The organism is Streptomyces sp. NPDC030820 (assembly GCF_055572075.1).
On sequence record NZ_JBVIEB010000001.1, the window covers coordinates 829,612 to 855,792 of the forward strand.

Genomic DNA, 26,181 nt, shown 5'->3' on the forward strand with positions numbered 1-26,181 from the left:
GCCGGATCAGGGCGTCCGCCACAGATGGTTGGACAGGACCGGCATGATCGCTAGACTGCCCTGGCATGAACACGAAATAAACTCAGGAAAAGGCGGCGGTGCACCACAGGATCCGCCGGGGTTCGTCGTGCGACTTTCGTTGCGTCATTGGGGGATGTAACTCGTGGACGTCACGCACGTCCTTTGCGGGTTCAGCAAGGGGCTGATCCCGGACCTTGACGGCCTGTTACCAGCGGCGTCCGTGCTCGTCCTGGAGGATGAACACGTCGCCACAGCGCATGACGCGCACCGCCGGGCCGTGAGTCATGGGTGCGGCGAAGCCGTTGTCCACGCGCCGGTCCAGGACGAGCGGGCCCCTGCCAGGGTGCTGCGTGCGGTTCCGAAACCCCAACACGTTCGCGCCGTCATCCGGGCGACCGAGTACGGCGTGGTCGCCGCTGCGGCTCTGGCCGACGCGTGGGGACTGCCCGGCGCGGGCACATCGGCCGCGGCGATTCCGAGGGACGAGTCCGTCCTGCGCGCCCACGCCGATTCCGCCGGACTGCCGCGAACTCGTTGGCGGCCAGCCGAAAGCGTGAAGGACGTCGTCGCGTTCCGCGCCGATCACGGTGGCCGTTGTGTGGTGAAACCGGTCGACCGGCAGGCCGGCCCGGGTGTCGAGGCGGCGCTCGTGCCCAAACGCGTCGAGGACCTGGCTCGTGCCTACGTCCTGGAGGTCAATCCGAAATAGGTTGGGATGCGATGCCTTCACCTCATGGGAAGTGGCAAAAAAATTGGCATTGCACTCGACGCCTCCGGGAACAAAACGGGCGCCGGTCTATTGAGGTTGACAGCCCCGGAACGCCGACCAATAATCGATCGGCCGGTTGTTCTTCTCTGTTCAACAAAGGAGAATCAAAATGGGCAAGGATGAAGGAAAACATAGCCCCGCGGAGGGCCTGGAAGAATCGCCGCTCGAGCTGGAGCCTGATGTGACGGGCGGCGCGCCGGAGTTCGCGAGCCTCTCGCCCGAGTTGGAGCCGTGGCAGGTGGAGAGTATCGCCGCCGAACTCTCCCCTGACATCACTTTTGATGACGCACCGGAGTAAACCGGTGTCCGGCGACGCTCGAAAGAACACCGGTCCGTCGTATCCGCCGCTCTACACACCGTTCAAACTGGCCAGTGGATGGCTGGTGCCGAAGCTCCGTGACTCGCGGCTCAGTTCGAACGCGGTGACCGTCGCCTGGGCGGTCCTGCTGGTGGCCGCCTCTATCGCCCTCGCGGCCGGACGCCAGGTCCTGGCCGGTTCCCTCGTTCTCGTCGCCATCCTGTTCGACTGTGTCGATGGCGACCTGGCACGCTCCAGGAACCGGCCCTCGGTCTCCGGCACACTCCTGGAGCAGCTCGCACACTGGATCGGCAACATGTCGCTGATCGCAGGGGCGGGCGCGGCGCTCCTGCTCGCGCATCCGCAGGCGGGGAACGTCGCGCTCGTCTCGGCGCTCACCGTGGTCCAGGCCGTCTATATCGCCGTCGTCCGGCAGATACGGCCTGACGCGGCGAACATCTTGGAGCATCCACGCCTGCGCCGGACGTTCCGGCGGGTCGTGCGGGTCCTGTGGCTGTTATCTCCCATCGAGCTGCCGATCATGGCGGCGCTCATCGCCTTCGGCACCTCCGCAGGCGTTCTCCGCACGCTCGTGATCGTGCTCACGCTGTCCGGCTCGCTGATCTTCGTCCCGCACTTCTTGCTGATCAGGGCCGTTGACCGCCGGAAATGGACACAGTCGGCAGAAGCCACGCCGACACCGGAACGCACGGGAGCCGCCACCCCTCGGCTGCTCGAAGCGGACTGGTGGGTCCCTGGAACGCCGCACCTCCCCGGAGAGGTGCGCGCACTGCTCGGCGGACAGCCCGTCGCCGCCGGGACTCCGTTCGTGAGTGCAGCTCGCCAGGAACTCGACAGGACCCTTCCGGCGCTCTTCCGCACCGCCGGCCGGGTGCTGCCGCTGGCCTGTCCCGAAGAACTCGCGCTGGAGGCGGTGGCCGGCGCGCTCGGTCGCCCGGGCGACCGGTTCCTCATCGCCGGCGGGCGCTCCGCCGTCCGTCGGTGGCGGCCGGTCGTCGAGCGGCTCGGCATGCACATCGCGGTTTCGGAGGCCGTGTTCGGCGCGGGCCTGAGCAGCACGACGCTGGCCGAGCAACTCGCCCAGGGGCCCCCTCCACGATTCGTTCTCCTGGCCATGGCCGATCCCGCAGACGGCACCTTGACCGATCTCCCGGCGGTGCTGCGCGTCCTGCGGGACGTGCCAACGACGGTCATCGCCGATGCCACCCTGAGCTTCTGCGCCGACGACCTGCGGATGGACGAGTGGGGTGTCGACGTCGCCTTGTCGTCTTCCGCCAGCGGCGTCATGGCACCGCCGGGCCTCAGCCTGATCGCACTCGGCCCACGGGCACTCGCCGCGCTGGAGAAGGCGGCGCCCGCACGGCTCGGCGGCTACCTGGACCTGCGCGCCCATCTCGGCAACCGGCCGCCCACGCCACCGCCGGCGTCGGCACTGCTCGGGCTCCAGCTGTCCGTATCCCTGATCCAGGACACAGGCCTGGACTCCTACATCGCCCAACGGCAGGCCTCCGCGGAGCGGTTCCGACGGCGCTGCGCGCAGGAGGCCGATCTGACACCTGTCGCCGATCTCCGCAGCGCGGCCTGTACGGCCTTCGTCCTTCCGGGCGACGTCCGACTGAGTCGACTACAGGCGAACCTGTTCACCCTGTCCCGGGTCGTGGTCGGGCACGGGCGAGCACCCGGCGGTATGACCACGCTGAACGTGGGGCACTCCGGCCGACGCGGCGCCCACGACATGGATCAGGCCGCTGTGGCGCTCGCCGATGCTCTTCGCACGTCACGCGACGCCGTGTCCGCGTAGATCGGCTCCGACTGGAAAAGGCTGACCAAGCACCGAAATTGTATAGAAGAGGGAGCAATTGTGGAGCAACGTCCGATACGCCAGTTCGTCCGGATCGACGAACTGAAGGATGCGGACTCTCCGCGACTGGACGGGGAAGACCTCGATCATGTTCGTGTACTCGCGGAGACGGAAACGCCTCCGATTTTAGTGCACCGGCAGACTATGCGAGTAATCGACGGGATGCACCGTTTACGTGCGGCCAAGCTCAATGGCAAGCCGAAGATAGAAGTGGAGTTCTTCGACGGTTCCGAGGCGGAAGCCTTTCTGCGCGCGGTGGAGGCGAACACCGCGCACGGCCTTCCGCTGGCCATGGCCGATCGGAAATCTGCGGCCCGGCGCATCATCCGGAGCCACCCGGACCTGTCGAACCGGGAGATCGCCCGGTGCGCCGGACTGTCCGACAAGACGGTGGCGGCGATCCGGCGTTCAAGCCCGGATATTCCGCAGTTGAACGTCCGGAGGGGAGCGGACGGGAGAGCCCGCCCGCTCGCCGCGTCCGAGGGGCGGCTGCGTGCGGCCGAGGTGATCGCCGAGCGCCCCGAGGCGACGCTGCGCGAGGTGGCCCGGGAGGCCGGGATCTCGTTGGGGACTGCGCGAGACGTACGCCAGCGTCTCGACCAGGGCCTTGAGGCGGCGCCGCCGGGCAGGCGGAAGGGAAGTGCCCAGCAGGAGGGCAGGGGACGGCCGGCGGCCCCGGGGGAGTGCGGGAGCGCGGGCCCGACGCGACGCGGTGCACCGCCCGCCGCTTCTTCGGGAGCCGACGTCCGCAGGTACCTCGACCGGCTGGCCCGCGATCCGGCCGTGCGCTCGACGGACCGGGGGCGCGAGTTGCTGCGCTGGCTCTGGGCCCACGAGACGGCGCTGCGCAAGTGGCCCGAGATGATGTCCGCGATCCCGCCGCACTGCGCCGACGTGGTTGCCTGGCTGATCCAGCAGTATCTGACTTCGTGGCAGCACCTCTTGGAGGACTACGGGGGTGACTCCGAAGCGTTCGGGGCCGCGGCGACAAGCCTCCGTCACCGAGCCGGCTGAGGCAGCGATGCCCGCGCCTGAATTCTGGCGCGGGCATCAGTCAACCGGTCGGCTGATGTTGCGCCAATGGCGCAGGCTGGACTTTAGACAAACCCCGACTTGAGCGCGATACTACGGCTTCCGGAAAAATTGGAGAGGCGTAGATCATGGAAAACTGCAAGGCTGATCTCATCGGTGTCGTCCGTTCCGCTTGGCGGGATACGCTGGGCTACGAAAATTTCAACGACGACACCGGTTTTTTTGACGCCGGCGGGGATTCTTTTATGCTCATCTCTCTCATCGGTAAGCTGACGCAATCCTCTGGACTCACGATCAGGGCCATTGACGTCCTCCGGGCTCCCACCGTTCGAAACCAGGCTGAGTTGCTCGGACAAATGATGGGCGAGGGTCACGGGGGAGAGCGCCCGTAATGCGCAGTGGTCGGCTCCCCGCCAGGCTGCCTGCCGACACCGAACTCCCTGTCCTTCTCGCTGCATTCGGCCTCACGCTGAGCCGATTGACCGGTGCGAGCACTTTGCTGGTCGGCGTCGCCACTCCCGAAGACCCGGTTTCGATCCGTATCGATATCGACGACGACCTCGCGCCACAAGCGTTCGTGCGCAGCGTTGACGAATCGCTGAGACGGAGCCTGGGCACGGAGGATTTTCCACGTGATCCGCTCGTTCGGATCTTCTATGATGCCGAACCTGCGACGCAGTGCGTCATTTCTCTGCAACCGACCGGGGCCGGCCGATCGTTCGAGGGGCATCTCGATTACGCGACGGACCTGTGGAACAGGGACGAGGCGGAGAGATTTGTCGCGAATTATTCGGCTGCGGTGGAACAGCTTGCGAAGGCGACGGCCGAGGAATCTGCGGGCATGATGCTGGCGGATGTCCGGTGTATATCTGCCCAGGCGCAGAAGATTCTCGAAGCGGTCAATGACACGCCTCGCGTCTTCCCGCGTTCATCTGTGGATGAACTCTTCCGGATGGCGGCGGAGCGATGGCCCGCTGTGCCGGCCGTGCGCGACGCGGAATCGACGCTGACGTACTCCGAGCTGGCCGCCGCCGCGGCCGAGCAGGCGCGCCTGCTGCGTACCGCCGGCGTCCACGAGGGCGACACCGTGCTGATCGCCGTTCAGCGCTCGGTGGCGGAGACAGTGGCGGTGCTGGGCACCCTCTGGGCGGGAGCCACCTATATCGGAGTCGATCTCACGCAACCCCCTTCTCACATCGGGACAATCATCGCCAAAGCAGCCCCCGCCGCCGCGATCGTGACCGGCGACGGGGCCGGTCGGCTCGCCTCGCACGGCGTTCCTCCGGTCAGTTCATGGCGCCGGGGCTGGGAGGCTGACGGGGCGGGCATGACGCCCGTCCGGCCCGACCCCGACCGACTGGCGTACATCGCCTTCACCTCGGGCTCGACGGGGGAGCCGAAAGGTGTGGCGATTCCGCACCGTGCGGTGATCCGGTTGGTGCACGGCGCCGACTATCTGGCGCTGGGCCCGGGGGAGCGCTGTCTGCGTCTGTCGTCACTCGCCTTTGATGCCTCCACCGTCGAGATCTGGGGCAGTCTGTTGACGGGAGCGACGCTTGAAGTCTGTCCACCGGACCTGCTCACCCCCGGCGAGATAGGCGCTTTCCTCGAGGAACGCCGGATCACCGTGGCCTGGCTCACGGCGGGCCTCTTCAGGCTCGTGCAGGATTTCGCGGCGACATCATTGGGCGGCTTGCGACAGCTCCTGACGGGTGGAGACGTAGTGCCTCATGAGCACATCAAACGTGCTCTGACGGAGAACCCAGGCCTTGTGATCACGAACGGATACGGTCCGACCGAGAACACGACCTTCACGACGGTCCATTCGCTTCATGACCCTGCAGACATCGACGGGCCGATCCCTATCGGCCTACCCGTTCCCGGAACTCGGATATACGTTCTGGATGATCGTGCGAGGCTGCTGATGCCCGGGGCTGTCGGAGAACTGTATGCCGCCGGGGAAGGACTTGCGGCAGGCTACCTCAACGACAAGGCGGAAACCGATCGATCGTTTGGCTACTTTTCGCCTGACGTGGGCGAAAGGCTGTACCGCACAGGTGACCTGGTGCGTATCGACGGGGCCGGCCGGCTCCGCTTTCTGGGCAGGGTGGACGACCAGGTCAAGGTTCGCGGCTTCCGTATCGAGCCGGGGGCGATCAGTGAGTTTCTGACCGCTCAGCCGGAAGTCGAGGAGTCGGTCGTGACGGTCACGGACGGCGACAGCGCCGACAAAAGGCTCATTGCCGCAGTACGGCTGGCGCCGGGGACGACGGTGACACCTGCCGAATTGAGAGACCGGGTGCGGGACCAACTGCCCTCATATATGGTTCCCCCGCTCTGGGCCGTTGTGGATCGGCTGCCTCTCACGGCAAATGGCAAAATCGACCGACGCCGACTCGCGGCCATCGCCATGCCTGCCGGTTCGTTCGCGAAGCAGGGTCAGGTCTGATCAAAAAGCGTTTACCGCTCATGCATCCGGAAAGCAGGCCCGGCGCGAACAGATGGAGGTTGTGACGATATGCCCGAGTCTCGCAAAATAGCAGTCATTGGATTGGCGTGCCGCGTTCCCGGTGCGGAGGACTATCGGTGCTTTGCGCAGAATCTGAAAAAAGGAACCGACTCTGTCACGCGCCTGTCGCGCGAAGAGTTGCTTGCCCGGGGAGTTTCGGCTCGGCGACTTGATGATCCGCGTTACGTCCCCGCGCGCGGCATGATCCGTGAGTCGGACATGTTCGACAACGAGTTCTTCGGCTTCTCCACGTCGGATGCGACGGCCATGGACCCGCAGCACCGCCTGTTCCTCATGACGGCCTGGCACGCGCTGGAGGACGCGGGCTATGCGGCACCACGGCTCCGATCGCGCGCCGGCGTATTCGGTGCGTGCAGCAAGAATTCGTATGCCCCGGTGACCTCGAACGACTTGAAGCACGTGATCAACGGAACCGGTGATCATCTCAGTACGCGCGTGTCGTTCAAGCTGAACCTGCGCGGGCCGAGCATGACCGTGTCGACCGCCTGTTCCAGCTCTCTGGTCGCCGTCACGCAGGCGGCGCAGGCCTTGCTGATGGGCCAGTGCGACATCGCGCTGGCCGGGGGGACAGCGATCGATTTCCCGGAGGAGGGCTATGTCTTCCAGGAAGGTTCGATCCTGTCACCGGACGGGTTCTGCCGGACGTTCGACTCGAAGGCGGCGGGCACCGTACCCGGCGACGGCGCCGGGGTGGTGGTGCTCAAACGGCTGTCCGACGCGATCCATGACGGAGACGTGATTCGGGCCGTCATCTCCGGCTACGGCCTGAACAACGACGGGAACGACAAGGTCGGCTACACCGCGCCCAGCGTCTCGGGTCAGGTCGGCGCCATCACGATGGCGCACACCATCGCGGACGTGAGGCCGAGCGACATCGGGTACGTCGAGGCCCACGGCACCGGGACGGCCCTCGGGGATGTGGTGGAGGTGGCCGCCCTGAGGGAGGTGTTCGACAGGCAGACACCACGCGGCTCGTGTGCCCTGGGCGCGGTGAAGAGCAGCATCGGGCATCTGGACGCGGCAGCAGGGGTCGTCGGGTTGATCAAGACCGTACTCAGCCTGGAAGAGGGCGTCATTTTCCCCAGCGCCCACGTGGAGACGCCCAATCCGGCTCTGGGTATCGAAGAGAGCGCCTTCCGCATCCCCACCGCATGCGAGCCGTGGCCGGATGATCGGCCACGGCGTGCGGGTGTCAGTGCCTTCGGCGTGGGTGGCACGAACGTTCACCTGGTGCTGGAAGAGGCACCCGAACGCCCCGCTCCGCCGCCGCGCCACGGGTACTGGCCGTTGCTGGTCAGCGCCAAGAACCCCGAATCGCTCCGGCTGCACCTGCGGGATCTGGCCGAGGCGCTGCCCTGCGGCATCGACTTGCCGGACGCGGCGTTCACCCTCGCTGAGGGACGCGAGGCGTTCGACCACCGCTGTGCAGTGACCGGACGCGACGTGGACGAGGCGGCGCGGTTGCTCCGCACCGCCGAGCCGACGCACCGTCGTGCCGTCGATGAGATCACCTTCAGCTTCCCGGCCGACGTCGGGGCAACGCCGGAGCTGGTGCGAGAACTCGCCCACTGGCACCCCGATTTCCACGACGCATGGGGTCGATGCGAAGACGCGGTGCCCGCCCTGTCCGCGGAACAGTGGGACGAGCGTGATCGTGCCGTTGCCCAGTGCGCGTTCGAGTACGCCCTCGCCCGCATGTGGGCGGCGCATGGCATCGAGCCGACGCGCATCGTGGCATCCGGACTCGGCACCACCGCGGCAGCGGCGTTCACCGGAGAGATCGCGGTCTCACAGGCGCTCAGCCGCGCCGCCGAGGGCAGTTGGGACAGTGAGCGGGTGGGAGCGGGCGAACCAGGAGGCGGCATCTGGGTCTCGATGACGGACGCCGGACCGGTCCGGATCGACGGCCACGAGGTGTCCCGCCACGGTGACGCGACCGGCACCGTGGTGGCCGCGCTCGCCGCGATCTGGCAAGCGGGTGTGGACGTGAGGTTCGGCCCCTTGTTCAGCGGCGGCGGATTCGGACGAGTGCCGCTGCCGGGTTATCGGTTCAAGACGCGGCGTTACTGGGATCCCCACTACGGGGAGCCGACAGCACGTGCGTCCCTCACTGATCCGGGCGTGACCGACGCGCAGGCCGGGAGCGGAGCGAAGGCCTCCGACGACATGATCGCGGCGCAGGTCATGGCCGCCTGGGAGACGGCTCTCGGTGAGGCGCCGGACTCGGCCGACACCGACTTCTACGATGCCGGCGGTGATTCGCTCTCCGCGCTGGTCGTCGTCTCGCAGATCGAGGAACGCCTTGGCGTCCGGCTGGAGCTCGATACCGTGTTCTCCGAACCGACCCCTGGAGAGCTTGTCGCCCGCGTAAGGGACTTGCTGCCTCGTGACGCGTCGGAAGACCCGCCCGGCCCGGGGGGACAGCGGTGAATCTGCGGGGTGTCGAATACCATCCACTGTCGTTTCAGCAAGAGGTGGAGCTGGAGCGTTACCAGCGCATTCCGTACTGTGCGGCCTGCTGCAACGAGGTGCGGCTCTACCGGCTCGAGGGAGAAATCGACACGGCGTGTCTTTCCCTCGCGTTCGATGATCTCGTCAGGCGCCATGCGGCTCTCCGAACGACCATAGCCAGCCGTGGACTGGGCCATGTACAGCGGGTCCACGCGGAACCACAGGACCCTTTCCGCGAGAGCGCCTCTCAGGCCGACGACATCGACTCGCTGGCGCACGTGCTCCTGCAGCGACGTCACAGCATGGATGACATCCTGGACGGCAGGCCGCTCTTTCGGGCCGAGTTGCACGACATCGCCGGGTGTGTGTTTCTTTCGATCACCATCAGCCACCTGGTCTATGACGGTCTGTCGTACGTGATAATCGTCCGGGATCTCGCCGAACTGTATGCCGCTCGGCTGGCCGGTCGGCCGGCCGTGCTTCCACCGCTCGGGATGAGCTACGGCGAGTTCGCCGAGCTGCAGAGGAATTCCTGGCGTGAGGTGCGGCACCGTGCCGTGCCTTTCTGGGCCTCGATCGTCTCCGGGTACACCGGCACCGTCCGCTGGCCCGCCCCGTCACCTGCCCAGGCGACGTCCTCGCAGTCGGCCAGAAGAAATCATGAGATGGTCCTGCCCGCGGACTGCTCGGCCCAGACGCTGGAACTCGCCCGTGCCCTGAGGGTGTCGCCGTTCACCGTGCTCCTCTGCGCGACCGGCGTCGCGGTCTCCCGCGTCACGCGGCAGCGTGACGTGCTGCTCGGGACACAGATCGCCAACAGGAACACCCCGGCCGTCCAGCACGCGGTCGGCTTCTTCTCGGACATCCGGATCACCCGGCTCAATTCACTCGGCGTCCGGTCCTTCGACGACCTCGTCGTCGCCGTCCGCCAGGACTGGCGCGCCGCGGACCGCCATCGGGACGCAAGCATGGACCCGGTACTCGAGGCGCTCGGAGGGCCGGAGTTCGTCAAGGTCGACATGGGCGTCGACAGTAACGGGAACGAGGACCTGACACTTCCGGGAGTGCGGGTGGAGGAAATACCGGTATTCGCCTCCGACCCTTATTACCGCAAGTTGAAAGTCATGTGGGTGAACCAGAAGCCCGGCTATGTCGCGAACGTCATGTACCAGCCTTCGGTCGTCGACCAGGGGGTTCCTGTTGAGATGACTGAACAGATCGTCAGCATCTTGCGGAGTCCCGGCACGTGCTTTGACATGGGAAATATTCGATGAAGATCAACCGGAGGTGGCCCGTATGCCGGATCGCAAAGTGATCGTGATCGGCGTGGATGGTGTGCGCTATGACGTGCTGCAGGAGGCCAGCACCCCTCATATCGACACTGTCGTGAGAGCCGGGTTCCTGAGTGAATTCAGCGTGAGTGATCAGGCGCCGGTGAATTCCGGGCCACTCTGGGCGACCGTCGCGACAGGCGTTTGGCCGGCCTTCCACGGGGTGTACGACAACAGCCTTGCCGGCAATCGGCTGGCCTCTTTCCCCGACTTTCTGTACGCACTCACGTGGATGGACAAAAGCGTGCGCACCTATGTGGCCGCCGCCTGGCAGCCGCTGGCCACGAGAATATTCCGGCCCGCCTCCCGGCTCATGATGATGAACGGCGACACGCTCGGATACCAGGAAGCCGACGAATCCGTCGCGCGCGACGCCGTCGGCGTTCTGCGGAACGACAAGGTCGATGCCGCTTTCGTCTGCTTCGGCGAGCCCGACTCGGTGGCCCACCGCCATGGCATCGGACCTGAATACCGCGAGGCCATCGAGAGAGCGGACGCCCGGATCGGCGATATCACAGCGGCGATAGGGGAACGCAGCGGCGAGGAGTGGACGGTCATCGTCGTCACTGACCATGGCCATCGGGACGAGGGCGGACACGGTGGCCGCTCGAAGGCTGAGAGCACCGCGTGGCTGGCCGCGGCGGGGCCCGGCATCACGCGGGGACCGGCCAGCCACGCCGATGTCTTTCCGACGGTGTTCGCGGCTCTCGGCAGGACTCCCCACAGGGGCTTCGGCCTGGCCGGGACCGCGCTGCAACATGCGGGAGGCGGCGGCGAATGACCTCCGGCCCGCGCTTGGTCCGGATCACGCGGGTTCGGCGGCGAAGGTCCGGCCGAGGGCCGCGACGGTGAGGTCCGGATCGTCCGACACCTCCGCGAGGGTGTGCGTCCACTGCCGCAGCGCCCGTGTGGCCTCGTCGGAGCTGAAGCAGTCCGCAGCGTAGTCGACATGGCAGGTGTAGCCGCCCGCTTCTGCCACCACGTCGACGAACCAGTCGAACTTCACCCCCGCCGGCACGACATGGACGCGCTCGCACACGAGGCCGGGAAGCGTCAGCGGTGTGGGCTCCTCGACCACCATCACCACCCTGATGAGTCCTTCACCGGGCAGCATGCCCGGTGTGCGCGGCAGCTGTCTCGCGACGTGGGCCCACGGAACGTCGCGGTGGCGCAGCGCGGAGATCACGTCTCGTTTCACGGAGCCGCACAGCTCGCTGAACGTCGACTCGGGCAGCGCGCGCAGCCGCAGCGGCATGGTGTCGGTGAAGCAGCCGAACACCCGGTCGAGGCCGGCCGGACCCCGCTGTGACACCGGGTGGCCAATGACGATGTCCTCGACGCCCGCCGAGGCGGCCAGCGTCATGCCGAGCGAGGTGAGCATGATGACGGTGGGCGTCGTTCGCATCGCCCGGGCGCGTTTCCGGACCCGGCGGGCGACATCCGCGTCCACCACTTCGGTGACCCGGCCGCACCGATTGTCGCGCCGGGACCGGAGCGCTCGCCCGGCCGGCGGTAACGCGGGCAGGGGTTCGGCGTCGTCGAGGTAACGGGTCCAGTACGCCAAGGACGACTCAGGTATCCCGCGGGCCCGTTGATCCGCCGCGTACCGGCCGACGGTGATCCCGGGGGCGGGCGGTTCGACGGCCTGTCCGCCGACGGCCGCCGTGTACAGTGCCTCGATCTCCGCGGACAGCAGGTCGAACGAGTGATCGTCGACGACGATGTGGTGGCACTGCACGAGAAGAACGTGATCGTCGTGCGCCAGCTTCAGCAAGACCACCCGGAGGGTGGTCTCCCGGATGTCGATCGGCCGCTGCGCCGCCCTTCGCAGCGCGTCGTCGGAATCCTCGCCCTGCGCATCCACCCGCTCCACGACGAGCTCGGCATCGTGCCGCACGCGCTGGACAAGGCGGTTGTGCTCCAGGACGAACTGCGACCGCAGTGCAGGATGGCGGTCCCTGATCCGCTTCAGCGCCCGGATCAGCGCATCGGCGTCCAGGGTGCCTCTGAGCCGTTGCGCCCAGCTTTCGACGTAGGGGGGCGTCCCGACGGCGAACTGCTCCGAGAGCCAGAGCGCCTCTTGCACGAACGACAGAGGATGGTCGTCGCGGCAACGGTCACGGCTCACGGCGCTGCCTCCCCGCCCGGTGCCGACAGGAGGCTGACGAATTCCGATAGAACATCGAACTCGAACAGCCATTCAGGCTGAGCCTGCCGGCCGGTCTCCCGCTCGATCCTCGTGCAGATCCGGATGGCCTGGAGGGACGTGCCACCGAAGTCGTAGAAACTGTCGGACCGGCCTATCCGGTCGACGCCGAGGACCTCGGCCTGAATGCGGGCCACCGTGTTTTCGAGCGGCCCCTGCGGCGGCTCGAACTCGGCGCCCACGTGGTCTTCGCGGCTCTCGGTCAACGCGACGATTCCTCCCTCTCATCCGAGTCTTCGGTCTTCTCAAGGGTCTTCTCAGGGGCTGTGCTGCGGGGCGGCCTGGCCGATGACGCGGCCGATGCGCCTGATGCCTTCCTTCAGTACGTCCTCGTCCACGGAGAGCGTGATACGGAAGCACTGGGTGCCGTGCTCGGCCTGACGCGGGCTGCCGGTGAAGAAGCTCCGGCCCGGAGCGATGAAGACGTGCTGCTCCTTGAGCCTGTCGTAGAGCGCGAGATCATCGAACCAGTCTTCGTCGACCCATACCCAGGCGAACATGCCGCCCTCGTTCGCGTGCAACCGCCAGTCGACGCCCGGCGGCATGGCGCTGCTCAGGAGCTTTTCCACGAGCAGTCGGCGTTCGAGGTAGAACGGCCTGACCGCCGTCGAGACCGCGTCGTCGATCGCGCCCGAACGCAGGCCGGCCGCGACCGCGGCCTGGGCCAGCCTGGGCGCGTGCAGGACCGAGTTGGACAAGCAGGAGACGATCGGGGTGATGAAACGCTCGGGGCCGATGGCAAAACCGATGCGCTCGCCCGGTAGACCCAGTTTGGACATGCTGAAGCAGTTGACGACGTTCGGATGGAGCACAGGAGGGGCCTGAGTCGGACCGATCTGCGGGAAGGGGTGGCCGTAGGCATGGTCGATGAACAAGGGCACGTCGAGTCGTTCGGCGACGTTGATGAGGCCGTCCTGCTCCGCCGGGCTCAGGGCGCGGCCTGTCGGGTTGCCTGGGCTGGACAGCAGCAGCATGCCGGGATCCGGCTGACGGGCGACCGCGTCCAGGTCGAGGACGTACCTGAAGAGCCGGCCTTCTTCCGGCACGGGGAGGGACCGTGTTCCGGCGACCCCGCCGGGCACCATGCACAGTCCCTGGTAACCGGTGTAATCCGGTGTCATCGGCAGGAGAACGCTGCGCGTTCCCGTGCTGCCGGGGCCTGCATACACCGCGGCCGCGACGAAGCAGAGCATCTGGCTGCCGGGGCTGACGACGATGTTCTCGCTCCCTATCCTCCACCCGAGACGACTGCGGAAGTAGTCGGCGATGGCACGGACCAGGGCCGGCGCTCCCCGGGACGGTCCGTACTGGCCCGCGTCGGCGAAGCTCTCCTCGTGTGCGTGCCGGGTGAGTTGGCGCCACATCCCGGCCACGGCGGGAAGGACCGCCGGATTGCCGATGCCGAGGTTGAGCCACTCGCCGGCCCGGTCGCCCGCGGTCGAGGCTGCGATGTCCTCCATCAGCGCGCGGAGCCCCGACATGCGCGACATCTGGTCGCCGACATGGGACAGCCGCGGTGAGGTTCCGTGCGCCGTGCGCGTCATGACGGCGTCCGCAGGGACGTGGCGATGTGTCCGTGGATCTCGGGGGCCTTGTCGAACACCGCGAAGTGGCCGCCGTCCAGCGTGAGCATTCGGAACTCGCCGTCCGTCTGTGCCTCCCACGCCGCTGCCTCGTCGAGGCTCGTCCCGGCGTCCTGGGTGGCCGCGAAGACGGTGAGGGGAATGCCGAGAGGGTCCTCCGGCTGGTAGGTGTACTCCTCGTTGACCTTGAAATCGGCCACGAGAAGGGGCTGGATCGAGGCCAGGAGGGCCTCGTTCTCCAGGACTTCCCGCGGAGTGCCCCCGAGACGGCGCAGGACCTCGGCCAGTTCGGTGACCGAAAGACCGCTGATCCGGGTACGGCGCATCGGAAGTTGAGGTGCGGGGCGGCCGGAGACGAAGAGGTGAACCGGCGCGGTGCCGCCGAGCCGGCGGATCTGCCGGCACAGTTCGAAGGCGACCAGGGCGCCCGTACTGTGACCGAGGAACGCGTACGGCGGCCGCACATCCGCGATGATCTCGGGGGCGAGCAGGCGCGCCAGTTCTGTCGCGGAGGCCAGGGCGGGTTCGCGGCGCCGCTTCTCCCGGCCGGGGGGCTGCACCGGGCACACCGCTACTCCGCTGAGAGCCCCGGCGCCCCAAGAACGGTAGACGGCGGCACCCGCACCCGCATGCGGCAGGCAGAGCAGCCGGACCGCGGCGTCCGGCGCGGTGCCGAAGGGCAGCCAGCAACTTCTCACAGGTCGGCTGGTCATGGACGACCGCCTTCCGACGCGAGCCGGGACGCCCGCCGGACCGGCCTCGTGAGCCGGAGCAGTGCGGCGGAGTCGATCTTTCCGTTCGCGGTGACGGGGAACCGGTCGACGCGCTGCACGGTCCCCGGCACCATGTAACCGGGCAGTTGGCGCAGCAGTCGCTCACGGACGGCCAGGGGGTCGTCAGCGTCGGGTGGCACGGCTGAGTCGTCCGTGTAGAACAGCGAGATCCGTCCCACCTCGCCATGCGTGCCGGCCACGGGAACCGCGACGCAGGCGCGGACACCGGGCACGCGGCGCACCGCGACCTCGATCTCCTCCAGTTCCACCCGGTGCCCGCTGATCTTCACCTGCCGGTCCGCTCGTCCGAGGAAATGCAGCACCCCCGATGCGTCGGTGACACCGAGGTCACCGGTCCGGTAGAGGCGAACCGGCTCGCCCTCCACTTCGACGGTCGGGAACTTGGCGGCGGTGAGTTCCGGGTCGCCGGCGTAACCGCACGCGAGGCCCTCGCCCGCGACGCATATCTCACCCGGCTCGCCTTGCGGGCACGGCCGGTCGTCCGGGGCGAGGACCAGCACCCTGGTACCCGGTACCGGGGTGCCGACCGGTACGCCCCCGGGCAGGTCACAGTCCTCGGGACGCAACAGATGAGTGGTGGTCAGCATGCAGTTCTCCGCAGGCCCGTAGCCGTTGCGCAACGGAATGCCCGGATGCCGCCCGAGGAACGCGCGGACGTGTGCGGGGGAGAGCTTCTCCCCGCCGGTCAGCACCTGGCGCAGGCCGCTGAAGCAGTCGATGTCCTCATCGACGAAGAGGTTGAACAGCGATGTGGTGAGCCACAGGGTGTCCACCCCGGCGTCCCGGACGAGTTCGCGCAGCGTCCGCGGCATGAGGTGGTCCTCCGCCACCGGCACCGTCGTGCCACCGCTGACGAGTTGGCCCCACACCTCGAACGCGTACATGTCCCAGGGCAGCGGTGCGGCCTGTGGCGTGGCGTGACCGGGACCGAATCCGGCGAGTCCGCCGGGCCGGAACATCCGGGTGACCGCGCGGTGCGGGGTGACCACGATCTTGGGTCGGCCTGTCGTCCCGGACGTGAAGAAGAGAGTCGCCGGGGACGCCCCGTCGAGCGTGCGGGCCCGGAAGCCGCGGGACCTCGCGGCCACGTCGGCGACGTCTTCGGAGGGCACCGGAAGGATGGGCTGTGGCCCCAGATCATGCGCGGACCCGTCGGCGGTGATGATCAGCGGCGCGGAGAGCAGGTCGATGACCGCCGCTGTTCGTTCGGCCGGCCAGCGCAGGTCGAGTCCGGCGTAGGCCGCCCCGCACCGGAGAATTCCCAACTGCACCGCGATGAGCTGGGCGGACCGCGGGAGAAGCAGTGGAATGACGGTGCCGGGACCGACTCCGCGCTCGGCCAGTTCCGCCGCGTAGGTGTCCGCGGCGGCGTCCAGGGCCGCATAGCTGATGCGTCGCCCCGCGGAGATGATGGCGGTCGCCTGGGGCCGCCGCCTGGCGTGGGCGGCGAATGCGCCGTGAATGGTTGGTTCGCATGTGAGGCTCACTGTGGCGTTTCTCCCGCTGCGAAAATGACTCCTGGCACAGCCCACATCTGTACTGGGAAGGGAATGAAATGCGGACGGCAGCGCTAATTCGCGTGGTAGCCGTCCAGGTGGGACAGGGCGTACAGCATGACCTCGTCGGCGCCGCCGCCGATCGACCATGCGGGGCTGTCCCGGAAGTACCGGGCGGTCCACGACTCCTCCATGTAGCCGATGCCGCCGTGGAACTGCAGACAGACCGCCGAGATCTCGCGGGCCAGGCGGCCTGCCTCCAGTTTCCCGATGGTCGCGAACCGGCTCGCGTCCTCGCCGCGGATGCACGCCTCCGCGGCCGCGTAGGTGTAGTGCCGCAGCATGTCCAGCCGCGCACTCAGCTCGGCCAGCGTGAAGCTGATGTACTGCTTGTCGATCAGGGGCTCGCCGAAGGCCTGGCGGGTCTTCAGATAGTTCACGGTCCGGGTCAGGGCCGTCTCCATGCCGCCGACCGCGGCGTAACAGCAGACCAGGCGCTCGTTCTGGAACTGGCTCATCTGCTGGTAGAAGCCGAGGCCTATCTCGCCGATCGTGTTGCTGACCGGAACCCGCACGTCGGTGAAGGTCAGCTCGGCGGTGTCGGAAGAGCGCATGCCGAGCTTGTCGAGCTTGCGGTGGACCTTGAAGCCGGGTGTGTCCGTCGGGACGACGATCTGCGAGAAGCTGCCGTAGCCGGGCTCGTCCGACGTGCGGGCGAGCAGACAGATCCAGTCGGCCTGCGTGCCGTTGGTGATGTACAGCTTCGAGCCGTTGATCACCCAGTCGTCGGCGTCGCGCGTCGCGCGGGTGCGCAGGGCGGCCACGTCGGAGCCGGCATCGGGCTCGGTCACCGCGACCGAGCAGACCGCCTCGCCCGTGGTTGCCGGGACGAGGTACTTCCGCTTGAGTTCCGCGCTGCCGAAATGGTGCAGCGCCGGGGTCGCCATGTCCGTCTGGACGCCGATTCCCAAGGCCACGCCACCGGGGGCGACGCGGCCGAGTTCCTCGTGCAGGATCACTGTGTAGAGGTGGTCCGCGCCCTGGCCGCCGTACTGCTCGTCATACTCCACGCCGAGCAGACCGAGCCGGCCCATCTTGGAGAACAGCTCGTGCGCGGGGAATATCCCATTCGCTTCCCATTCATCCCCGTGCGGCCCGATTTCCTTCTCGGCAAAGTCCCGGACCAGCTGACGAAACGCGTTGTGCTCAGCGGTGAAGGCGACCATGGCGACTACGGTGACTTCCGCTCGACATAATTGTCAAGTGTCTGAAATGATGGCCTCATCGTAATCGGCCGGGATAGCAGAATGGGCAGGCTGGTACGATAATTCAATGCCTGATTCTGTGATTGCCGCGAAATGGCTCCGTGCCATACTTCCACCCGCCGGGCCTTTACGCAGGTACGCACTCGTTTCTCTCGTCGATGCGACGGGGACCGGCATGTTTCTGACGGTCAGCGTGCTGTTCTTCACGCGCATCGTCGGGCTCGGGGCGAGTGCGGTGGCCTCGGGACTGTCGCTGGCGGGCCTGGCGGCGATGATCGCCGCGGTACCGCTCGGCTCGCTGGGCGACCGCTTCGGGTACCGGCGCATCTGGGTGCTTCTCACGGCCGTCCAGGCGGTCGTGTTCGCGGCCTACCCGTTCGTGCGCACCTTCCCGGAGTTCGTGACGCTCGCTGTCATCGCCGCGCTCGCGGAAGTGGGAGGATCGCCGATCCGGGGTGCCTACCTGTCCCGCATCGCGGGGCAGGAGCAGCGAGTTCGCGCCCGGGCCTACAACCAGGCCGTCGTCAACGGTGGCATCGCCGTCGGTGCCCTGGCCGCCGGGATAGCGCTGGGCGTGGGCACCCGCGCCGCGTACGTCTCGCTGATCCTGGCCGACGCCGTGTCGTTCGCCATCGCGGCCGTGATCCTGCTGACGATGCCTGCAGCGCCGGCGGCCCGGTCGGCATCGTCCCCGCGGTCGCAGGCCGCCCGCCCGCGATCGGTGCTGCGCGACCTGCGGTACCTCACCGTCTGCGTGTTGAACGGGCTGCTGATGACCTACGCAGCCATCCTCACCGTGGGGCTGCCGTTGTGGATCGTGCGCCACACGCACGCACCGACCTGGACCGTCGCCGGCACGTTCCTGGTCAACACCTTCCTCGTGGTGACGCTTCAGGTGCGCGCGAGCCGTGGCACGGACACGGTGCGGGGAGCCGCTCGGGGAGTGCTGAAGTCGGGTGCGCTGCTGTTGGTCGCCTGCCTGGTGCTCGCGAGTACCGGCGCGTTGCCCGCGCTCGGCGCGGTCGTCGTCCTCGGCATCGGATGCGTGTTGCTCAGTCTGGCGGAGATGCTCCAGTCGGCGGGTGGCTGGGGGTTGTCCTATGAACTCGCCCCTGAGGACCGCCAGGGCGAGTACCTTGGAGCGTTCGCGATGGGTACGCGCATCTACGACTCGCTCGGGCCGATCCTGGTCACCGTCATGATTCTCGGACTTGGCCGGCTCGGGTGGATTCTGCTCGGCGTCCTGTACGCGGGCCTCGCGCTCGGCCTGTCGGCCGCCGCTCACTGGGCCCGCCGCACGCGCCCGGTACCGGTCGAGGACGGCGTTCCCACGTGAGGAGGGAGACGGCACACCTCCGTGTGCCGTCGGCCCGGTACCTCAGCCCCGACGGCGGACGGCCGGGAAGAGGGTGGAGAACGCGTCGAGCAGGCGCGTCAGGTCCTCCTCGGTGATGTCGCCCATCGCGGAGATCCGGAAGACACGTCCCGACAGCCCGCCCTGGCCGGCGTAGACGATGAAGCCGTCCTGCTTGAGCCGGTCGTGCACCACTTCGTAGTCGTGTCCCGGCGGCAGTCTGAAGGACTGCAGCACACAGGAGCACTCGGCGTCCGGTAGCAGCGGTTCGACGCCGAGGGCCAGCAGGACCTCACGGATGCGCGTCATGCGGTACCGGAACAACGCCTGCCGGCCGCTCCGGCCGCCTTCCTCGAAGAACTCGTCCAGCGCTTCATCGAGCGCGTAGAGCGTCTGCACCGACTGGGTGAAGGGCGTGGCCCGCCGGTCCTGCTGAGCGAGGTAGGCGTGCAGATCCAGATAGACCGTGCGGCTCGGTGCGGTGGCCCGCGCCGCGCGACGGACCAGGACGAAGGCGCTGCCGGGTACACCGTGCAGGCACTTGTTCGCTGTGGCCGCGCAGCCGTCGAGATGCCAGCCGTCGAAGTCCAGCGTCTCGGCACCGAAGCTGCTGACACCGTCGAGCAGCAGCCGCGCACCGTGAGCCGCCGCGAGCTTCGACAGCCGGGCGATGTCATTGAGCCGCCCGGTCGTGGTCTCGTGATGGACCACGGCGACGTGGGTGAAGGCGCCGTCGCCGAGCGCTCGTTCCACGGCGGACAGATCGATGGCGTCGGACCACGGGCCCGTGATCCGCTCATGGGCGATGCCGTGGGCGCGGACGATTTGCGACATGCGCTCGCCGTACACGCCGTTCTCGACGATCAGCACGCTGCCGTCCGCCGGTACCAGGCTGGTGAGCATGGCCTCGACCGCGGCCGTGCCGGAGCCGGTGAGCAGCACCGCCGCCCAGTCCGTCGGGTCGAGGGCGTAGACATCGAGCAGCTTGCGGCGCAGGCCGTCCTGGAGCGCGCCGAACTCGGGCTCGCGATGACACAGATCGGGCCGGGACATCGCTTCGCGTACGCGCCGCGAGAGCGTCACCGGGCCGGGATTGAGCAGTATCGTCTTCACTGGGCACGTCCGATGCGGTCCATCAGTCGGTCGAGTACGTCGGGCGGCCGGAGCGCCGGCCGGGGGAGTGTGCCACGGGTGCCGGTACGGATCTTCATATGCGCGAAGTACGGACCGTCCTGGCCCGGAGAGCGCAGGAACGTCCGCAACTCCGTGGCCGAGTCCGTGCGCAGCACCCGGCGATAGCCGCAGGCCGCGGCGACGCCGGCGAGATCGATCCGCGAACTGACGGTCGCCTGCGCGCCCGTCGAGTCGTGCGCTTCGTTGTCGAGCACCACATGCTGCAGGTTCTTCGGCCGGTACGCACCGATCGTCGCGAGATTTCCCATGCGCATCAGAGCGGCTCCGTCGCCGTCGGCCACGACCACGCGCAGGTCCGGCCGGGCCAGCGCCAGGCCGAGCCCCAGTGACGAGGCGCACCCCATGGAGCCGACCATGTACAGGTGGTTCGGCCGGTCCGCGATCGCGTACAGTTCACGGCCGGTGTAGCCGGTAGTGGCCACGACGACGGTGCGGGCCTCGTCGCTGGTGGCGACGATCGCCTCCAGCGCCGCCTGCCGTGAGCCGCGCTCCGCCGCGGTCAGCACATGGCCGCGGCCTTCGATGAGCACGGGCGTCGGCGGGGGAGCGGTCGCTGCCGGTGCCGGCGGATGCGGTGCGCAGCTGCCCTTCTCCAGGACCAGAGCGCACGCCTGCCGCTCCGCGGCCCGGTGATCGGCCTCGTCCAGTACCGCGGAAATCGCCGCCGGATCGCTGGGAAATCGCGTCCAGGGAACGTGCACCGTGTCCAGCAACGGGCCGGTGACGCGTCCCATCAGGTCGTGCTGCGGCTCGTCGTCGACTCCCGGCGCGCCGCGATGCGTGCAGATCAGGAGCACCGGGATGCGGAAGGTGTGCAGGAGCGAGGTCAGCGGATTGAGGGCGTTGCCGAGGCCGGAGTTCTGCATCATCGCGACGCCGCGATGCCCACCGATCCAGGTGCCGGCGGCGATGGCGACCGCATCTCCCTCGTTCGCCGCCGACACGTAGCCGATGACGTCGTCGCCGATGACGTAGTTGATGAACGGGGTCAGGAACGAGCAGGGCACCCCGGCGTACCAGTCGTAGCCCCGGCCGAGGGCGTCGTGGACGAAGTCGCGAGCCTGGATCATGAGCGCTCCTTCACGACTGGCCGGCGGTGAACCGGCCCGCCTGCTCCAGATCGGCGAGTGAGTTCACATCGAGCCAGTGCCCGTGGATGTACATGACGCGCACCGGGTGTCCCTCGGCGACGATGTGGTTGAGGAGGTCGCCCAGCGTGAGCCGGTCGAAGTCGGGGCGCATGCCGAGCGTGTCGAGACCCTGCTCGATCCAGGCGCGGCCGTCGCCCTGGGCCCGCACCATGCCGATCCAACGGCCGTCGGGCCGCGCGCCGTTGCGGCATTCGGCGCCGGCGATGCGCCTCAGCAGGACGTGCTGCCCCCAGAGCGAACGGTTGTCGGGGGAGGAGCAGTACGCGTCGTCGCGCGCGAGGCCCGTGTCACTCTCCTGTGAATCGATGACCACCGTCAACTCGCTGTCCGACTCCATCAGTTCGCGCAGGATGTAGGAGCGGAAGAGCAGATCGCCGTAGAGGATCACCGTGTCGTCGCGGAAGGCGTGCCGCGCGCAGGCGAGCGAGGCGAGTTCACCGCTCGTGGCGTGGCCGTCGTTCAGGACCAGCTCGATGTCCTTGATGTCGACGCTGTCGGCCCGGTAACCCGCCACCACCGAGATGCCGTCGATCCCCTGTTTCCGGCACAGTTCGACGAGGCGTGCGAGCAGCGGCTTCCCATTGACCGAGAGCATGGTCTTGGGGCGGTCATGGGTGAGATGAGTCAGTTCGTCGCCGCGGCTCGCGGCGAGCACGACGGCTGCGGTGTTCGGCCGTGTGCCCTTCGCGTAGCGGTGCTCCGCGGCGGCCAGTTCCTCCGCGCACTGGAGACGGAAGATCTCCTTGATGCTCGCGACCCGATCCTCGACCTCCACCAACGACTGGTCCTCGAAGATTTGCCGGGCGGTACCCTGCATCGCGTCGACAGCGCTGCGTATGAGGTGGTTCGCCCAGATCACCAAGCTGACCCCGGCATCGCGGAAGATGTGCGTCGGGGTGCTGTAGTACTTGGTCGGCACGATCACGAGCGGGGCACGCCCGCCCCATTCCTTCGCGAACTCAAGGACCTGGTCGGGCTTGGACAGGGCGCTGTGAATGAGGATGGCGTCGGCACCGGCCTTGCGGTACGCCTCGGCGCGAGTGATCGCCTCACGGGTGTCCCGCCCCGCGATATACGCCTCGACGCGCGCGACGACGCAGAAATCGTCGTCGAGCTGCGAGTCCTTCGCCGCGGCGATCTTGCCGCAAAACTCATTGATGTCCGCGAGCGGCTGCCGCTCGCCGTTGATGAAACTATTGGTCTTCGGGAACGACTTGTCCTCGATGCAGACGCCGGCGACGCCGCGCTGCTCAAGTTTACGCACCAGTCGCCGGACGTTGTTGAAGTTGCCGTACCCGGTATCGCCGTCGAGGAGAATCGGTACCGAGGTCGCGTCGGACATGAATTCCACCATGTCGACGACTTGGGTCCAACTCGTCTCGTTGTTGTCACGCACCCCGAACTGTGCGGACAATGCGAGTCCGGAGGCCCAGATGCCCTTGAATCCGGCCTCTTCCGCGATGACCGCGCTGATGCCGTTGTGTGCTTCGAGAATGAACTCAAGTTCGTTGGAGCGCAGCATGTGCCGCAGTTGAGCGGTTTTGCTCACCGGGTTGTCGGGGCCGACTCCGGGCCCGTTGACGACATGCTTCGCCGGAAAATGCAGCGAGGACACTCCACCTCCCAGTTGATCACCTGATGTTACAGAGTGGCCAATACTTCGGCAACGCTAGTTGGCTGTATGAGGATACGAACAGAAAGTCCACCGAGATGGGAGAGACCGGAATGACCGCCGATGCATCCACAGTCGACGCGTTGCGGCAGTTGTTTCCGCGCGCGAGTGAGCGTAACGCGCCGCGGACGCACTGGGCCGAAGGCCGCCACCTCGTCGAGCACGGTGATCCGAAAGACCTCGAAGAGCGCATAGCCGAGCGCTTTCCCACGCCCGAGGCACTGGCCGACTTCGCCCCTGACATGAAGGTGTCGGTGTACGGCTTCCTCGACAAGAACCGCGCCGAGGGAACCGCGGGCGCGACGGAGAACGTGCAGGACCTGCACACCTTTCCACCGACATCGATCAGCGACGCGGTGCCCCTCTACCACTCCGGCCACACCATCGTCTGCTGGCGGATGCTGGAGCACCTGCCCGAGGCACGCCAACGCGGTGCCGACATCCTGGAGTCGCTCGGCCTGCCGCATCAACCAGTGGCGACGCGGGGGCTGTTGGACCCCTGGAGCAGCACACGGCCGTTCGTGCTGAGCATGGTGTACACACCTGCGGGAGTCGGCTCCGGACTGGGCCTGCACTACGACCGATTCGACAGCGTCGTGGTGCACGTGCGCGGACACAAGCGCTGGCGCGTGGGCCGGCATCCGTTCCTCGAATACCCCCTCTACAACGAGGAGCTCGCAGCGCGGCTGGACTTCCCGCCCTCCCTGCCACGCATGGGCACACAGTCGGAACTGGTGACCGATCTGGAGGTGATCGAGATGCGGCGCGGCTCGGCGCTGATCATGCCCCGCGGCATCTATCACACGACGCTGGCCGATGACGAAGCCTCACTGTCCCTCGGCTACCACTTCTCACTGCCCACGTGGTCGCATGTCGTGCTGGCCGCCCTGGAGCGACGGCTCACGTGCGATCCGCGCATGCGGACCACCCCCTTCGACGCCTTCGGACCGGCCGGCCCGTCGGCCGAAGCACGGGAGGGGATGGCCTGGGCGGCCGAGCGTGCCAGGGAGGCTCTGGACGATCCCCAGAAACTGCTCGAGGAGGACCTGCTGGGCAATCTCGCCTCCCACCACCAGGCGGCCTTCCAGGTCGAACCCGATGCGGCGGCCCGGCTGCTGATCGCCGAACCGCCCGTCGTGGTCGACTACGGCGGGCAGGGCATCGATGTCGAACTGCCCGCCGCGACCGCCGGACTCTGCGGCTGGATGCTCGCAGACGCCCCGGACTGGTTCGGCTTTGCCGAGGCACTTGCCGCTGCCGAAGGGCAGTTGAGCCCCCGGGCCGTGTGGAACCTGCTTCAGCAGTGCGTCGAGGCCGGCCTGCTGCGGCGACGGTGGGGCAGCCCGAGCCGGTAGGTTCTGTCGGCGTGACCACTGACCGGGTGTGCAACCGCGGAAATTCCGAGGTTGCACACCCGGGTGGCTTCCGCGAGCCGATCTTCTGTGGTTGACCTGGTTGAAGCGTATATGTCAGCGTGCAGGTCTTATTGTCGCGGTATTGCCGACATCGGTGGGAGCGTGGATGGCTCAGAAAGTCGAAGTCATAGTGCAAACTCGAGGCGCGAAGCGGCATGCGCGGAAGAAACCATCGGATTTCCGGGTCCTGCTGGTTTATCCGAACATTCAGCAAGCGGCGATGATGCCTTATTCTATGGGGCTCTTCACCGCACTGCTGCGCGAACGAGGCTTCCAGGTCGATCTCTTCGACAGCACCTTCTACGCGGAGGATCTGAACTCGAACTACGTCCACTACCGGACCTTCGTGAAGCAGTTCGACTGGCTCGAACGTGACGTGCATTTCCGGCGGACCAGAATGCTGGACGACTTCCGGGCCAAGGTGGCGGAGTACCAGCCGGACCTGATCGCCGTCTCCGTGGTGGAGAACACCTACTCCATCGGCCGTGCCATGATCCAGGCGCTTCCCGAGAAGGACCGCAAGATCCCCACCATCTGGGGTGGCCCCTTCGCGACCTTCGCACCCGATTTCATCCTCCGTGACAACGTGGGCGACTTCGTGTGCCGCGGTGAGGGCGAGATCGCGCTGATCGAGCTGTGCGAGCGGATGTGCGACGGCCGGTCGCTGACCGACATCCCCAACCTCTGGGTCCGGGAGGACGGCCAGCTGTACCGCAATCCGCTGGGCCCCCGGGTAGACCTCGACCGCCTGCCGTTCGCCGATTACAGCCTGTTCGAGGAACAAGCGATATACCGGCCGATGGAAGGCCGGCTTTGGCGGACCATCGGCATCGAGAGCCAGCGCGGGTGCCCGTTCCAGTGCACCTACTGCAACTCCCCCGGGCAGAACCGCATTGCTTCCGCCGAACAAGGCAGCAAATTCTACCGGCGCAAGTCGCTCGACCGCACCATGGCGGAACTGGAACACCAGCACAGGATCCACGGCATCGAACTCGTCTACTGGCTCGCCGACACCTTCCTGGCACTTCCGACGCGAGAATTCGACGAACTGGTCGAGCGCTACGAGGACTATCGCATCCCGTTCTGGATGAATACCCGGTCCGAGACCATGACGGAGCACGCGGCCGACGGTCTCGAGCGGATGAACATGCTGCGCACCAGCATCGGCATCGAGCACGGGAACGCCGAGTACCGGCGGAAGATGCTCAAGCGGTTCCAGACGAACGACCAGTTGCGCCGAGCCTTCGAGATCTGCTCGGGCCGCAGCTTCTCGACCACCGGCAACTGCATCATCGGCATGCCCGAGGAGACCCGTGAACTGGTCTTCGAGACGGTGGAGTTCACCCGTCGGCTGCCGGACGACATCGATACCGCGGGCTGCTTCATCTTTTCGCCCCTGCACGGCACCGAGCTGCGGAAGATCGCGGAGCAGAACGGTTACCTCGACCCCGACACGTTCTGCGACATCACGGACAACGAGGTGAGCATCCTCGACCAGCCGCAGCTCAGGCGAAGTGAAGTGATCGGGATCGCCAAGTGCTACGGCCTTTATCAGACCGTGCCGGAGTCCGACTGGGACCGGGTCCGGCTGGCGGAGCCGGACACCCCCGAGGGCAACGCGGCCTACGACGAGCTGGTGCGCGAGTACCGTCCCGGTGACGTAGGCGCGGCGGCCGCCGGCTGACGGCGCGGCGGTTCCGGCTGCCATGACGAGAGGGCGTCCGCCGAGGCGGACGC

Annotated in this window: 21 protein-coding genes; 12 read left to right on the forward strand and 9 right to left on the reverse strand. The window is 67.3% G+C overall.

Annotation, left to right across the window (positions count from 1 at the left end; all coding sequences use genetic code 11):
* Positions 1-163: 163 nt before the first annotated feature.
* The 9 genes from ACZ418_RS03775 to ACZ418_RS03815 all read left to right on the forward strand — a co-directional run bounded on the left by ACZ418_RS03775 (position 164) and on the right by ACZ418_RS03815 (position 11,095).
* Positions 164-730 carry an ATP-grasp domain-containing protein gene (locus tag ACZ418_RS03775; RefSeq protein WP_468356386.1) on the forward strand — a complete coding sequence of 189 codons (567 nt, stop codon included), beginning with the start codon at positions 164-166 and terminating at the stop codon, positions 728-730.
* A 169-nt stretch (positions 731-899) separates the two neighbouring features.
* On the forward strand, positions 900-1,088 hold the full coding sequence (locus ACZ418_RS03780; protein WP_468356389.1) for a hypothetical protein: 189 nt from the start codon (positions 900-902) through the stop codon (positions 1,086-1,088).
* An 85-nt stretch (positions 1,089-1,173) separates the two neighbouring features.
* The gene (locus ACZ418_RS03785) at positions 1,174-2,910 is read left to right on the forward strand and encodes an aminotransferase class V-fold PLP-dependent enzyme (RefSeq protein WP_468356391.1); all 1,737 of its coding nucleotides are present in this window, start codon (positions 1,174-1,176) and stop codon (positions 2,908-2,910) included.
* 60 nt (positions 2,911-2,970) lie between these two features.
* Positions 2,971-3,984, forward strand: coding sequence for a ParB/RepB/Spo0J family partition protein (locus tag ACZ418_RS03790; RefSeq protein ID WP_468356393.1), 1,014 nt, complete (start codon positions 2,971-2,973; stop codon positions 3,982-3,984).
* A gap of 146 nt (positions 3,985-4,130) precedes the next feature.
* A complete protein-coding gene (locus tag ACZ418_RS03795; RefSeq protein ID WP_468356395.1) occupies positions 4,131-4,394 on the forward strand; it encodes an acyl carrier protein in 264 nt (87 codons plus the stop codon).
* An 86-nt stretch (positions 4,395-4,480) separates the two neighbouring features.
* Positions 4,481-6,451, forward strand: a complete 1,971-nt coding sequence (locus ACZ418_RS03800) for an amino acid adenylation domain-containing protein (RefSeq protein WP_468356398.1) — start codon at positions 4,481-4,483, stop codon at positions 6,449-6,451.
* A gap of 69 nt (positions 6,452-6,520) precedes the next feature.
* On the forward strand, positions 6,521-8,962 hold the full coding sequence (locus tag ACZ418_RS03805) for a beta-ketoacyl synthase N-terminal-like domain-containing protein (RefSeq protein ID WP_468356401.1): 2,442 nt from the start codon (positions 6,521-6,523) through the stop codon (positions 8,960-8,962).
* The gene (locus ACZ418_RS03810; RefSeq protein WP_468356404.1) at positions 8,959-10,257 is read left to right on the forward strand and encodes a condensation domain-containing protein; all 1,299 of its coding nucleotides are present in this window, start codon (positions 8,959-8,961) and stop codon (positions 10,255-10,257) included. The genes ACZ418_RS03805 and ACZ418_RS03810 overlap by 4 nt, the downstream gene beginning before the upstream one ends.
* Before the next feature lie 22 nt (positions 10,258-10,279).
* Positions 10,280-11,095 (forward strand): alkaline phosphatase family protein, encoded by an 816-nt coding sequence (locus ACZ418_RS03815; RefSeq protein ID WP_468356407.1) that lies wholly within the window; start codon positions 10,280-10,282, stop codon positions 11,093-11,095.
* A gap of 24 nt (positions 11,096-11,119) precedes the next feature.
* Here ACZ418_RS03815 and ACZ418_RS03820 read toward each other — a convergent pair whose 3' ends face one another.
* The 6 genes from ACZ418_RS03820 to ACZ418_RS03845 form a co-directional block, all read right to left on the reverse strand.
* Entirely contained in the window at positions 11,120-12,442 is a 1,323-nt protein-coding gene (locus tag ACZ418_RS03820) for a condensation domain-containing protein (protein ID WP_468356410.1), read from the reverse strand.
* The gene (locus ACZ418_RS03825; RefSeq protein ID WP_468356413.1) at positions 12,439-12,726 is read right to left on the reverse strand and encodes a phosphopantetheine-binding protein; all 288 of its coding nucleotides are present in this window, start codon (positions 12,724-12,726) and stop codon (positions 12,439-12,441) included. The genes ACZ418_RS03820 and ACZ418_RS03825 overlap by 4 nt, the downstream gene beginning before the upstream one ends.
* A 51-nt stretch (positions 12,727-12,777) precedes the next feature.
* Positions 12,778-14,064, reverse strand: a complete 1,287-nt coding sequence (locus tag ACZ418_RS03830; RefSeq protein ID WP_468356416.1) for an aminotransferase class I/II-fold pyridoxal phosphate-dependent enzyme — start codon at positions 14,062-14,064, stop codon at positions 12,778-12,780.
* Positions 14,061-14,816 carry a thioesterase II family protein gene (locus ACZ418_RS03835; RefSeq protein WP_468356419.1) on the reverse strand — a complete coding sequence of 252 codons (756 nt, stop codon included), beginning with the start codon at positions 14,814-14,816 and terminating at the stop codon, positions 14,061-14,063. The genes ACZ418_RS03830 and ACZ418_RS03835 overlap by 4 nt, the downstream gene beginning before the upstream one ends.
* Positions 14,813-16,384 carry an amino acid adenylation domain-containing protein gene (locus ACZ418_RS03840; RefSeq protein ID WP_468356422.1) on the reverse strand — a complete coding sequence of 524 codons (1,572 nt, stop codon included), beginning with the start codon at positions 16,382-16,384 and terminating at the stop codon, positions 14,813-14,815. Before ACZ418_RS03840 ends, ACZ418_RS03835 begins: the two co-directional genes overlap by 4 nt.
* An 83-nt stretch (positions 16,385-16,467) precedes the next feature.
* On the reverse strand, positions 16,468-17,619 hold the full coding sequence (locus ACZ418_RS03845) for an acyl-CoA dehydrogenase family protein (protein ID WP_468356425.1): 1,152 nt from the start codon (positions 17,617-17,619) through the stop codon (positions 16,468-16,470).
* A 106-nt stretch (positions 17,620-17,725) separates the two neighbouring features.
* On the opposite strand from ACZ418_RS03845, the gene ACZ418_RS03850 reads away from it, so the two are divergent.
* A complete protein-coding gene (locus ACZ418_RS03850; RefSeq protein ID WP_468356428.1) occupies positions 17,726-18,994 on the forward strand; it encodes an MFS transporter in 1,269 nt (422 codons plus the stop codon).
* Positions 18,995-19,036: 42 nt separating this feature from the next.
* On the opposite strand, the gene ACZ418_RS03855 is transcribed toward ACZ418_RS03850, so the two are convergent.
* The 3 genes from ACZ418_RS03855 to aepX are packed head-to-tail and all read right to left on the reverse strand — an operon-like array spanning position 19,037 to position 22,972.
* Entirely contained in the window at positions 19,037-20,125 is a 1,089-nt protein-coding gene (locus ACZ418_RS03855) for a 2-aminoethylphosphonate aminotransferase (RefSeq protein ID WP_468356431.1), read from the reverse strand.
* Entirely contained in the window at positions 20,122-21,276 is a 1,155-nt protein-coding gene (aepY, locus tag ACZ418_RS03860) for a phosphonopyruvate decarboxylase (RefSeq protein ID WP_468356434.1), read from the reverse strand. Before aepY ends, ACZ418_RS03855 begins: the two co-directional genes overlap by 4 nt.
* Positions 21,277-21,286: 10 nt before the next feature.
* A complete protein-coding gene (gene aepX / locus ACZ418_RS03865; RefSeq protein ID WP_468356437.1) occupies positions 21,287-22,972 on the reverse strand; it encodes a phosphoenolpyruvate mutase in 1,686 nt (561 codons plus the stop codon).
* 23 nt (positions 22,973-22,995) lie between these two features.
* On the opposite strand from aepX, the gene ACZ418_RS03870 reads away from it, so the two are divergent.
* Positions 22,996-24,384, forward strand: a complete 1,389-nt coding sequence (locus ACZ418_RS03870; protein WP_468356440.1) for a JmjC domain-containing protein — start codon at positions 22,996-22,998, stop codon at positions 24,382-24,384.
* Positions 24,385-24,550: 166 nt separating this feature from the next.
* Positions 24,551-26,128 (forward strand): B12-binding domain-containing radical SAM protein, encoded by a 1,578-nt coding sequence (locus ACZ418_RS03875; protein WP_468356443.1) that lies wholly within the window; start codon positions 24,551-24,553, stop codon positions 26,126-26,128.
* Positions 26,129-26,181: the final 53 nt, after the last annotated feature.

Bases quoted from the DNA above. Each gene is read 5' to 3' on its own strand.
- ACZ418_RS03835 (WP_468356419.1), bottom strand. From the start codon at position 14,816: ATGACCAGCCGACCTGTGAGAAGTTGCTGGCTGCCCTTCGGCACCGCG.
- ACZ418_RS03875 (WP_468356443.1), top strand. From the start codon at position 24,551: ATGGCTCAGAAAGTCGAAGTCATAGTGCAAACTCGAGGCGCGAAGCGG.
- ACZ418_RS03845 (WP_468356425.1), bottom strand. From the start codon at position 17,619: ATGGTCGCCTTCACCGCTGAGCACAACGCGTTTCGTCAGCTGGTCCGG.
- ACZ418_RS03780 (WP_468356389.1), top strand. From the start codon at position 900: ATGGGCAAGGATGAAGGAAAACATAGCCCCGCGGAGGGCCTGGAAGAA.
- ACZ418_RS03795 (WP_468356395.1), top strand. From the start codon at position 4,131: ATGGAAAACTGCAAGGCTGATCTCATCGGTGTCGTCCGTTCCGCTTGG.
- ACZ418_RS03850 (WP_468356428.1), top strand. From the start codon at position 17,726: ATGCCTGATTCTGTGATTGCCGCGAAATGGCTCCGTGCCATACTTCCA.
- aepY (WP_468356434.1), bottom strand. From the start codon at position 21,276: ATGATCCAGGCTCGCGACTTCGTCCACGACGCCCTCGGCCGGGGCTAC.
- ACZ418_RS03805 (WP_468356401.1), top strand. From the start codon at position 6,521: ATGCCCGAGTCTCGCAAAATAGCAGTCATTGGATTGGCGTGCCGCGTT.
- ACZ418_RS03815 (WP_468356407.1), top strand. From the start codon at position 10,280: ATGCCGGATCGCAAAGTGATCGTGATCGGCGTGGATGGTGTGCGCTAT.
- ACZ418_RS03830 (WP_468356416.1), bottom strand. From the start codon at position 14,064: ATGACGCGCACGGCGCACGGAACCTCACCGCGGCTGTCCCATGTCGGC.
- ACZ418_RS03870 (WP_468356440.1), top strand. From the start codon at position 22,996: ATGTTACAGAGTGGCCAATACTTCGGCAACGCTAGTTGGCTGTATGAG.